Source organism: Streptomyces sp. MBT65 (assembly GCF_016612545.1).
Taxonomy (GTDB): domain Bacteria; phylum Actinomycetota; class Actinomycetes; order Streptomycetales; family Streptomycetaceae; genus Streptomyces.
In genome coordinates this window covers 1-10291 of sequence record NZ_JAENRY010000269.1, presented here as the reverse complement: position 1 = coordinate 10291, position 10291 = coordinate 1, and the positions used below count along the sequence as shown (strand labels likewise).

14 protein-coding genes are annotated in these 10291 nt (G+C 69.2%); 10 read left to right on the top strand and 4 right to left on the bottom strand.

Translation table 11 applies throughout. The features are described 5' to 3' along the window. Positions 1 to 32 precede the first annotated feature (32 nt). Positions 33 to 398 carry a hypothetical protein gene (locus JHN63_RS39865; protein WP_200689997.1) on the bottom strand — a complete coding sequence of 122 codons (366 nt, stop codon included), beginning with the start codon at positions 396 to 398 and terminating at the stop codon, positions 33 to 35. A 181-nt stretch (positions 399 to 579) separates the two neighbouring features. Here JHN63_RS39865 and JHN63_RS39860 point away from each other — a divergent pair, with 181 nt between their 5' ends. Together JHN63_RS39860 and JHN63_RS39855 are read left to right on the top strand one after the other, a co-directional pair. Next, on the top strand, positions 580 to 1425 hold the full coding sequence (locus tag JHN63_RS39860) for a helix-turn-helix transcriptional regulator (protein ID WP_200690000.1): 846 nt from the start codon (positions 580 to 582) through the stop codon (positions 1423 to 1425). Then, positions 1407 to 1604, top strand: coding sequence for a DUF397 domain-containing protein (locus JHN63_RS39855; protein WP_200689996.1), 198 nt, complete (start codon positions 1407 to 1409; stop codon positions 1602 to 1604). Before JHN63_RS39860 ends, JHN63_RS39855 begins: the two co-directional genes overlap by 19 nt. Here JHN63_RS39855 and JHN63_RS39850 read toward each other — a convergent pair. After that, positions 1598 to 1960 carry a DsrE family protein gene (locus tag JHN63_RS39850; protein WP_200689995.1) on the bottom strand — a complete coding sequence of 121 codons (363 nt, stop codon included), beginning with the start codon at positions 1958 to 1960 and terminating at the stop codon, positions 1598 to 1600. The genes JHN63_RS39855 and JHN63_RS39850 overlap by 7 nt on opposite strands. Positions 1961 to 2185: 225 nt before the next feature. On the opposite strand from JHN63_RS39850, the gene JHN63_RS39845 reads away from it, so the two are divergent. The 6 genes from JHN63_RS39845 (at position 2186) to JHN63_RS39820 (ending at position 7591) form a co-directional block, all read left to right on the top strand. Then, positions 2186 to 2848 (top strand): hypothetical protein, encoded by a 663-nt coding sequence (locus JHN63_RS39845; protein ID WP_307782095.1) that lies wholly within the window; start codon positions 2186 to 2188, stop codon positions 2846 to 2848. Further along, positions 2845 to 3687 carry a hypothetical protein gene (locus JHN63_RS39840; RefSeq protein WP_200689994.1) on the top strand — a complete coding sequence of 281 codons (843 nt, stop codon included), beginning with the start codon at positions 2845 to 2847 and terminating at the stop codon, positions 3685 to 3687. Before JHN63_RS39845 ends, JHN63_RS39840 begins: the two co-directional genes overlap by 4 nt. Before the next feature lie 767 nt (positions 3688 to 4454). Then, entirely contained in the window at positions 4455 to 5270 is an 816-nt protein-coding gene (locus tag JHN63_RS39835) for a hypothetical protein (protein ID WP_200689993.1), read from the top strand. Positions 5271 to 5516: 246 nt separating this feature from the next. Continuing rightward, positions 5517 to 6092, top strand: coding sequence for an FABP family protein (locus JHN63_RS39830; protein ID WP_200689992.1), 576 nt, complete (start codon positions 5517 to 5519; stop codon positions 6090 to 6092). 10 nt (positions 6093 to 6102) lie between these two features. After that, positions 6103 to 6615 carry a Fur family transcriptional regulator gene (locus JHN63_RS39825; protein WP_374222989.1) on the top strand — a complete coding sequence of 171 codons (513 nt, stop codon included), beginning with the start codon at positions 6103 to 6105 and terminating at the stop codon, positions 6613 to 6615. A gap of 10 nt (positions 6616 to 6625) precedes the next feature. Next, complete coding sequence (locus tag JHN63_RS39820; RefSeq protein WP_200689990.1) at positions 6626 to 7591, top strand: folate-binding protein YgfZ; 966 nt, start codon at positions 6626 to 6628, stop codon at positions 7589 to 7591. Here JHN63_RS39820 and JHN63_RS53325 read toward each other — a convergent pair. After that, entirely contained in the window at positions 7588 to 7938 is a 351-nt protein-coding gene (locus tag JHN63_RS53325) for a S1 RNA-binding domain-containing protein (RefSeq protein WP_307782093.1), read from the bottom strand. The genes JHN63_RS39820 and JHN63_RS53325 overlap by 4 nt on opposite strands. A gap of 215 nt (positions 7939 to 8153) precedes the next feature. Continuing rightward, entirely contained in the window at positions 8154 to 8579 is a 426-nt protein-coding gene (dtd, locus tag JHN63_RS39810; RefSeq protein WP_200689989.1) for a D-aminoacyl-tRNA deacylase, read from the bottom strand. A gap of 171 nt (positions 8580 to 8750) precedes the next feature. Here dtd and JHN63_RS39805 point away from each other — a divergent pair, with 171 nt between their 5' ends. Together JHN63_RS39805 and JHN63_RS39800 are read left to right on the top strand one after the other, a co-directional pair. Next, complete coding sequence (locus tag JHN63_RS39805; RefSeq protein ID WP_200689988.1) at positions 8751 to 9353, top strand: aerial mycelium formation protein; 603 nt, start codon at positions 8751 to 8753, stop codon at positions 9351 to 9353. A gap of 24 nt (positions 9354 to 9377) precedes the next feature. Further along, a partial coding sequence (locus tag JHN63_RS39800) for an asparaginase (protein WP_200689987.1) occupies positions 9378 to 10291 on the top strand: 914 nt, incomplete at its 3' end.

Genomic DNA, 10291 nt, shown 5'->3' with positions numbered 1-10291 from the left:
GACCTGGATCAGCTGGTGAGGGCGCGGGCGGTTCATACGGGGTGGGCCTCGCTGAGGTGTTTGCGGAGCAGTACGTTCGCGTCGGTCTCGGCGCTGTGGTCGCGCGCCGCCCGGGCCGTCGTCCGGAGGTCGGCCAGTTCCGCGCACCTCGCGCAGTCGGGGGCGGGTTGCGGCGCGGCCGCGACCAGGAACGGGGCGTCGGTGCGCGGCCGGTAGTTCGCCGCGCGCACCCCCGCGCTCATCCGCTCCTGGTCCGTCGCCGGCCGCAGGGACTCGGGGTCGGCCTGCCACTCACGCCCACCACCGACCGGCCGCAGCAACGCGTAGGGCCCTGCCTTGTCCTGGTACTCGCCGACGGTGTCGGTCGCGGGGTCGTAGAGAAGCGTTCCCGGTTCCATCGCGCTTCCTCCTCTTCCTTTTTGTGTAACTTCCATACAGAATGCGACAGTTGGACTACTCTGTGCATTCCTGGGTGTTACGAGGATGACCCAGGGCGGAGGCGAACGCAGCGGCAACGGGCTCAACTTCCGCGCGGGGCGCGCCAAATTCCACAAATTCCACAGCAACGGGAGGTTCGCGATGCCGCAACGGCTGGTGGTCACGGAGCGCAGCCATGAGCCAAGGAAGCGGTTTGCCGAGGAGTTGCGGCGGTTGAGGGTCGAACGGGGCCTCAGTCTGCGGGACTTGTCGAGGGAGGTCGGCTGGGACTCGTCGCTGTTCGGGAAGATGGAGAGCGGCAGCACGCTGGGTGGGCCAGAGGTCGTGCAGGCGCTGGATCAGTACTACGGGTCGGGCGAGCTGCTACTCACCTTGTGGGAGCTGGCGTTGGGGGACCCGACCCAGTTCAAGGAGCAGTACCGCCGGTACATGATGCTTGAGGGCGAGGCGACGAGCCTGTGGCAGTACTCCGTGAGCATCGTGCCTGGCCTGCTCCAGACGGACGAGTACGCACGCGAGGTTCTCTCGCTGGGTGGCTACCGGGGCAAGGAATTGGACCGGCAGGTCGAAGCGCGCACCGGTCGGCGGAAGTTGTTGGAGAGGATGGATGACTCGCCGCCGTTCCGCGCTCTCCTCTCCGAGGCGGTGCTGCGCACGCCCCTGCGGGACAAGCAAGCGTGGCGGCGCCAGCTTCAGTACCTGGCGGACGCGGCGGAGCGACCGGACGTCAACATCCAAGTCGTGCCGTACAGCGCCGGACTGTCAGGGCTGGTGAGTACCGACGTGATGTTCCTGCGGCTGCTCGACGGCACTACGGTGGCTTACACGGAGAACGCGCACCGTGGCGAACTCATCGAGGAAAATGCCGCAGTTGAGCAGCTACAACGTGCGTACGATGCGATGCGTGATGTGGCGTTGTCCCTGCCTGAGTCGCGACTGTTCATCCTGCGGATGTTGGAGGAAGTACCGTGCGAGCCATCGACCTGACCAACGTGACGTGGCGCAAGAGCAGCTACAGCAACCCCGACGGCGGCAACTGCGTCGAGTTCGCCCCCAACCTCCCCGCCGTAGTCCCCGTCCGTGACACGAAGAACCCCGCCCACGGAACCCTCATCTTCGGCCTGGCCGCGTGGTCGGAGTTCGTCGGGTCGGTGAAGGGTCAGTAGACGAGGGCCTGCGTACCGTCGGCCATCGCCTCCTGGACGAACACCTGCGCCCCGGCGATCCGCACGCCCTCGATGACGTCCTTCTCCGTGATGTCCCGGCGGGCCGCGCACTGCGTGCACAACGTGACGCGGCCGGCCGCGAGGATCGAGTCGATCAGGTCGGGCAACGGCGCCGCGTGCGGGAGTTGGAACTCGGCGGCACGGCCCGGCAGGGCGAACCAGGCGGACTCGCCGGTGAGCCACAGGGAGACGTCCACTCCGCTGGCGACGGCGACCGCGGCGACCGTGAACGCCTGTGAGCAGCGTTCGGGGGAGTCGGATCCTGCCGTCACCTTGATCACGAGCTTCTTCGACATGACCGAATCGTAATCAACTCCCTTACAACTCCCTGCACCAGCCACGGGTCTTCTGTGCGCGCATATGGAATGCGCATGCCATGGTCCGTGGGGGACGTTGTGGAAGTACCCGAAGAAACACCCTCAGAAGTACCCGGGGATGCACCCGAAGAGGTACCTGAGGCAGAACCAATCAAGAAGAAGCGAGCCCGTGGCCGTACGACGCTGCTGATCGCGGTCGCCGCGGTGCTCGGTGTCGTGGCCGGCGGGTGCACGGGTTTCCTGATCCAGGCGGGCCGCGCGCCCGACCGGCTGCCGTCGCTGTCGCAGAGCACGCTGACGCAGGCGAAGGGGCCGGCTCCGGAGCCGTTGTCCGCCGCGCAGGACCGTCAGGTCAAGGTCGACGGCGACCTGCGCAAGCTCCTGCTGAAGAAGCCGAGCGGGGCGCGGGCGGCGGACTACACCGTGGGCGAGGACGGCTGGATGGGCCTCACCGAGTACGCGGAGACGTTCGGCAAGCCGGCCGAGGCCTTCGGTGACCTGAGCTCGGAACAGTTCCGGCGCGCGGCGGTCACCAACTGGCAGCTCAGCGGCAACCGTACGGTCGAGATCCGGCTGGTGCAGTACCGCCAGGAGGTGGATCTCACGGCGTCCCAGGCGGCCGAGGACGCGTACTACTGGTCCGAGCGCGAGTCCCACACCGACAAGTGGGCGATCCCCGGTACCGGGGACGGGATGGCGTATGTCCACAACTCCCCGAAGCGGGAGGCGGGTTACCTGGACGAGTACCAGGCCGAGGCGCATGCGTGGCGGGGTGACGTCGTCATGGAGATGTGGATCAGCGACACGAAGCCGGTCTCGAAGAAGGCGATCATGGATCTGGCCCGGCGGCAGATGGAGCGGTTGTGACCGAGAACCAGGTCGGCGAGGTCGGACCGGTGGAGTCGGCGGCACTGACGACAACTCCGGTGCCGGAAGCGGTAGTTGCGGCGGGTGGCGTGCCCCGGAGTCCGGAGCGGCGCGCTCGGCGTCGTCGTATCGCGGCCGTTGCGGGCTGCGCCCTGCTCGCCCTCGCTGTCGCGGGCGGGGTCGGGTACACGGTGGTGACGGTGAAGGGTGCGGACCGGGACGCGGGTGCGCCTGTGTGGAAGTTCCCGAAGGACGCGGCGGAGCCGAAGGCGGTGGCGGCGAAGGGGCTGGCGGCGGTGCTCCAGCCGTACAGGGAGAGCGGGTATGTCCAGGGTCCGGACATCGCCGAGTTCGGTTCCGACGCGGAACTCACCGGACGCGAGGCGACGGCCCTGCGCAAACAGGAGATCAGCGGCCTGCCCCGTTCCCAGCGGCTCCTCCTGGAGAAGCAGATCGACCGGGAGAAGATCAAGGGCATAGCGATGCGCAGCTACCTCTACCCCGCCGCGCAGGAGGTCAACTCCTATACCGTCCAGGTCCAGTTGGCCCAGATGGACGAGAAGGTGGCCCGGAACATCACCACGTACGAGAACCAACTCCTCGCGGCCGTCACCGTGTTCCGCAAGGGCCCCGCCGTCCCCGGCCACAAGACCGCCAAGTGCTTCCTCCCCAAGCCCGAGGCCGGCGAGAAACTCACCGCCATGGTCTGCTTCGCCTCCGTCTCCGACGTCATGATCACCCTCAACGCCGCCGGCACGAAGGCGATGGACACAAAGGAGATCGCGTCCTTCCTGGGCGCACAACTGGACCGGATCAAGACGACGGGGGAAGCGGTATGAGCGAGCTGGGGAGTGGGACGGACCTGGCGGGGACGCCGGTGGGGACCCCTGAGGGGGCTGCGGCGGAGGCTTTGACGGGGACCCCGGTGGGGGCTGCGGCGGAGACTTCGGTGGAGGCTTTTGCGGGGATTCCGGCGGAGACTCTGGGTGTGACTTCGGTGGAGGCGCCGGTGGGGATTCCGGCTGTGACTTCGGAGGCCGTCCCGGCCGAGATTCCGGTATCGGCGTCGACGCTGGACGCGGCTGCGCCTTCGGACGTGGTGCCGGTCTTGGGTGCGGCGCCGAGTTCCGGTGAGACTCCGGTCTCGGCGGTGGCTTCGGGCGCGGCCCTGGGCTCGGACGTGGGCACGGCCCTGGATGCGGATGCGGCCTCGGCCCTGGCGCCGATCTCGGATGGGGCTCCGGCTTCGGACGAGGCCCGGAACTCGGCGGCGGCCCCGGACGCGATCCTGGATGCGGCTTCGGCTTCGGCTTCGGCTTCGGCCTTGGACGCGGTCTCGGACGTAGCCCCGGCCCTGGAGCCGGTCTCGGGCGCGGTCCCGAGTTCTGACGAACCCCCGAGCCTGGCTGCGACCTCGGCTCCGGCCTCGGACGCGGGTCCGGTCCTGGTCTCAGGTGCGGGTTCGGCTGCCGACGAGACCTTGAACCCGGGTGCGGCCTCGGCTGGGACCCCGGCCTCGGCTGTGGCGCCGGTCCTGGATGCGGTTCCGGCCTCGGGTGTGACCCCCGTCCTGGATGCGGCCTCGGCCCCGCTCGTGATTCCGCCCATGCCCGAAGCACCCCCGTCGGTACCACCGGCGGAGCCTCCCGTGGGTAAGAAGGATCGGCGGGTGTTGCGTGCTGTTCTTCGGTGGACGGCCGCCGTCGTGGTGTTCGCGGTGGGCGGGGTGGGGACTGCGTACGGGATCACGGAGATGAAGCGGACGGATGTGCCCGGGCTTGCCACCGCGTCGGACGGGCGGTGGGACTATCCCGTGATCGTGAAGCCGCCGCTGCCCTCGGGGAGCCCGGGGCCGTTCGCCGCGGCCAACAAGGTGAACGCCCACTACGCGGATCTGCGTGCGCTGGTGTTGCCGGCGCCGAAGGGGGCGCGGGGGGACGCGGCGTTGCGTGGTGCGGACGGGTGGTTGGCCACGAAGACCTTCCTCGCGCAGTACGCCGACCCGGACGACCGCAAGGAACTGGCCCAGAAACTCACCGACCAGGGCCTGCGGCACATCGCGGCCGGCGGCTGGACGACGTCGGACGGCACCCGCACGAGGATCTACCTCCTCCAGTTCGACACCGCGATCGCCGCCGACGCGCTGTTCTCGAACGGCCTCGTCTCCTACGACAGCCCGGTCTACCCCCTGACCGGCGCCCCGGCCACCACCTACGACGACGCCGTCCGGTCCGAGAACCTCGCCGGCAACGTCAGGGCCTCGGCATACACGGAGGACAAGCCCTACGGTGCCGAGGAAGTCCGCCAGGCCTACCTCTCGGCCGGCGACACCCTCGCCCTGGTCGTCCAGTCCAGGAAGGGCACGGCGAAGGCGGTCCCCTTCGAACAGACGTTGACGCTCCAGAGCCAGCTCCTGGGCTGAGCCCGCGCTGAGCCGCACCTCGCAGAGAGCACCGGGCCCCGGCCGACTAAGCTGGGGCCCGGCCTACGTACACGAACCGCTCGCACCGCCCGTGCCGCCGTACCGCTCAAGGAGCACCCGTGTTGGAGATCTTCTTCGAAACCCTGCTGGTCCTGGTCTGCGTCGGCGTCCTCGCCTTCGCCGGACTGAGCGTGAAGAAGCTGTACCAGGGCCAGCGCTGACCCCCACCGAGGAACTGCTGACGTCATGATCGAGATCCCCTCCGACCTCCACAAGGGCCTGGTCCCCCTCGTCTTCCTGCTCGGCGAGTGGGCCGGCGCGGGCGTGCACGACTTCCCGGGCTCCGAGAAGTGCAACTTCGGCCAGGAGGTCTCCTTCACGCACGACGGCCGCGACTTCCTGGAGTACCGCTCCCACACCTGGGTCCTGGACAACGACGGCAACAAGGTCCGCCCCCTGGAGACCGAGTCCGGCTTCTGGCGCATCGACGCGGACCGCAAGGTCGAGGTCACGATGACCCGCGACGACGGAGTCGTCGAGATCTGGTACGGCGAGCTCGCCAAGCAGAAGCCCCAGATCGACCTCGTCACGGACGCCGTCGCCCGCACCGCCGCCTCCGGCCCGTACACCGGCGGCAAGCGCCTCTACGGCTACGTCAAGAGCGACCTCATGTGGGTCGGCGAGAAGCAGACCCCCGAGGTCGAACTCCGCCCCTACATGTCCGCCCACCTGAAGAAGATCGTCACCCCGGACGACGTCGAACGCTGGGCGAAGGCCCTCCCGGACGACATGCCGGACGACGGAATCGCATTCTTCAAGTAGGCCTAGACTCGTGGGTGTGGTGAGCACCCAAGGCACTGACCAAGGCACGGACTGGAAGAGTGATCTGCGGCAGCGCGGCTACCGGCTGACGCCGCAGCGGCAGCTCGTGCTCGAAGCCGTGGACACCTTGGAGCACGCGACCCCCGACGACATCCTCATCGAGGTGAGGAAGACGGCGTCGGGGGTCAACATCTCGACCGTCTACAGAACCCTGGAGCTGCTCGAGGAGCTTCAGCTGGTCAGCCACGCGCACCTGGGGCACGGTGCGCCGACGTACCACCTCGCCGACCGGCACCACCACATCCACCTGGTCTGCCGTGACTGCACGAACGTCATCGAGGCCGATGTCGAGGTCGCCGCCGAGTTCCGGGCCAAGCTGCGGGACACCTTCGGCTTCGAGACCGACATGAAGCACTTCGCGATCTTCGGCAGATGCCGGGACTGTTCCATGAAGACTTCGACGAAGACATCGACGACGACTTCGACGACGACTTCAACTGAGTCTTCAATTACCGAGTCGTAGGCTTACCTGTATGAAGAGCCCCCTGCTGTCCCTGCCCGGCGCCGTCTCCGCCGAAGGAGTGGACGAAGGCGTCGCCGCCCACTACGGCGACCTGTTCCGTGAGCAGCGCACCCTCGCAGACGGCACCGGTTTCGTGGACCTCTCGCACCGCGCGGTGGTCGCCGTCACCGGCGACGACCGGCTGAGCTGGCTGCACCTCCTGCTCACCCAGCACGTCAGCGACCTCCCCACCGGCGTCGCCACCGAAGCGCTGATCCTCTCCGCGCACGGTCACATCGAGCACGCCCTGTACCTCGTCGACGACGGCACCACGGTGTGGATGCACACCGAACCCGACACCCAGGACGCGCTGATCGCCTACCTGGAGTCGATGAAGTTCTTCTACCGGGTCGAAGTCGCCGACCGCACAAGCGAGTTCGCCGTCGTCCACGTCCCCGCCGGTTCCATCGCCGAGGTCCCGCCCGGCGTCGTCGTACGCGAGACGCCGTACGGCCGCGACCTGTTCCTCCCGCGCGAGGACCTGGAGTCGTACGCCGAGAAGTCCGGCCCCCCGGCCGGGATCCTCGCCTACGAGGCGCTCCGCGTCGAACACCACCGCCCTCGCCTCGGCTTCGAGACCGACCACCGCACCATCCCGCACGAACTGGGCTGGATCGGCACGGCAGTTCACCTCCAGAAGGGCTGCTACCGCGGCCAGGAGACGGTCGCCCGCGTCCAGAACCTGGGCAAGCCCCCGCGCCGCCTCGTCTTCCTCCACCTCGACGGCAGCGAGGTCCATCTCCCGGGCCACGGCACGGAGTTGCGCCTCGCGGAGGAGGGCGCGGAGGGCCGGAAGATCGGCTTCATCACGACGTCCGTACGGCACCACGAACTGGGCCCGATCGCCCTGGCCCTGGTGAAGCGGAACGTACCGCTGGACGCGCCGCTGCTGGCCGACACGACGGCCGCGGCGCAGGAAGTCGTCGTAGAACCTTAGGAGTTGTCCCGCGCGGGGGAGTCGTCCTGTGCGGGACCCGCCAGGAGGATCCGGGATCGTTCGAGGTCGACGGCGACGATCCGCACGGAGACCTCCTGGCCCTCGCGGAAGGCATCGCTCTCCGAACGCGCCGTGAGGGGGACGAGTCCCTCGACGCAGTCGGCGAGGCGGACAAAGACCCCGATCGGCGCGACCTTCGAGACCCGCCCGGCGACGGCCTGACCGACGCGGTCCGCGAACCGGGGCAGCAGGTCCTCGTGCTCGGCCCATTCACCGAGCAGGACGCCCACTTGGTGGTTGTACTCGGCGTGGAAGACGACCTCACCGGTGACGCGCTGCCCCACCACCGGCAGTTCCAGGCACCGGGGTTTCCGGTCGACCCGGGCCAGGCCGAGCGCGTCGGGGTGGCCGTCGATGGCGAGGAAGGCCCCGAAGGGCTGCCGCCCGACGACCTCACCGGTGATCCGGGTGCCGACGGGCAGGGCGCAGACGGTCTCGCTCCAGGCCGCGGCGGCGTCGACCGGCCGGTAGTCGGCGTGTTCCGAGGGCCACGAGTACTCGCTCAGAGGTCCACCACCACGGTGAACGGGCCGTCGTTCGTGAGTGAGACGCGCATCTGGGCGCCGAAGCGGCCCGTCGCCACCGTGGCGCCCAGGGCGCGGAGTCGGGCGACGACCTCGTCGACGAGGGGCTCGGCGATGTCGCCCGGGGCGGCGGCGTTCCAGGTGGGCCTGCGGCCCTTGCGAGCATCTCCGTACAGAGTGAACTGGCTGATGACGAGCAGCGGGGCGTCGATGTCACTGCACGACTTCTCGTCGTGCAGCATGCGGATCGACCATAGTTTGCGGGCCAGTTGGGCCGCCTTCTCCTTGGTGTCCTCGTGGGTGACGCCGACGAGGACGCACAGCCCTTCGCCCTCGATGGCCCCGACCGTCTCGCCGTCGACGACGACACTCGCGCTGTCCACGCGCTGCACCACTGCTCGCATGGGTCCCATGATGCCGTGCGGGCGGGAGCGGCTCGGAAGGGGCCGTAGGAGAACTGTTTTTGATGCTTAACCCCCCATCTGGGGCCGTTCGGGGGCACTCGGTCACATAGTGGCCACCGGGGGTGGCACGATGCTGTCCACACGCCGGTCGAGGGGACGGGTAGAGGCCACATGAGCACACCGAGTACCGGGCAGCCCCCTGGGTCTGTCTCGCTGATCCGCGCGGGAGGACCGGCCGGCCGCCGCCCGCCCGTGCAGCGCGTCGACAGCCCGCTGCTGCCCGCCGAACCGCCCGCGCCCGACCTGCCCGCGCTACGGCTCCCGGAACTGCGCGCGCTGCGCCGCGACGCCCAGCGGGACGAGGCCGACCTGAGTTACGTACGACGGCTGCTCCAGGGCCGTATCGACATCCTGCGCGCGGAACTGGCCCGCCGTTCCCCGGCGGGCGCGGCCTCCGTGGTGGACCGCCTGTCGGAGATCCTGACCGACGCCCCCGCCCGGCACCGCTCTTCGGCCCGGCACGTGACGCTGGGCACCCCGCACAGCGAGGAGTACCGGCTGCTGGCCGCCGAGATGCTCGCCGAGGTCGAACTCTCCGACCTGGAGGCCCGCACCGACCTGGAGTTGACCACCGCGATGGGCCGCCTGGTGCGCTACGAACAGCAGGTGTCCCGCCGCCGTCAGGTCCTCCAACACACGGCCGACGGCTGTAGCGCGGAGATCGCCCGCAGGTACCGTGAGGGAGAGGCACAGGTGGACGACTTGCTGATGTGACGCGCTGATGTGAGGGGACCAGAAGTGACGGTTGCCGACGAGGATTCTCAGTTCTCCTCCCTGTCCCCTCCGGTGCTCGCGGAGGTCGTCCGCTCCGGCTTCGTCGAGAGCCGGCACCGGGGCAGCCTGGTGATCCTGGCGCCGGACGGTTCCGTGGAACGGTCCCTGGGCGACACGACCACCCCCGTCTTCCCCCGCTCCTCCAACAAGCCGATGCAGGCGGCCGGAGTCCTCCACGCGGGCCTCGACCTCACCGGCGAACGCCTGGCGATCGCCGCGGCCAGCCACTCCGGCGAACTCTTCCACCGCGACCTCGTACGCCGACTCCTCACCGAACACGGCCTGGACGCAAGCCAGTTGCAGTGCCCGCCGGACCTCCCCCTGGACCCGGTCGAAATGGAGTCATACCTGGCGTCGGGCGCCGTACGCGACCGCGTCACCATGAACTGCTCCGGCAAACACACGGCCATGCTGGCGGCGGCGGCCCTGCGCGGCTGGCCCCTGGACTCGTACCTGGACCCGGACCACCCCCTCCAAAAACTTATCCACAGGGTTGTGGAAAAAGTTTCGGGTGAGCAGGTGGCAGCAGTCGGCACGGACGGCTGCGGCGCCCCACTCCTGGCCATCACCCTCACCGGCCTGGCCCGCGCCTTCCGCACCTTCGTCCTGGCCACCCCCGGCACCCCCGAACGCCGAGTAGCCGACGCCATGCGCACCCACCCCGAGTACGTAGCCGGCACCCGCCGCCCCGACACCCACCTCATGCGAGCGGTACCGGGCCTCCTGTCGAAGATGGGCGCGGAGGCGGTCCAGGCGGTCGCCCTCCCGGACGGCCGGGCCCTGGCGTTCAAGGTGGAGGCCGGGGCGGGGGGTGCGGGCTACGTACTCGGGGTGGGTGCGCATGGCGTCGGCTACTCGGCGTTCGGGGGTGCCGGGGG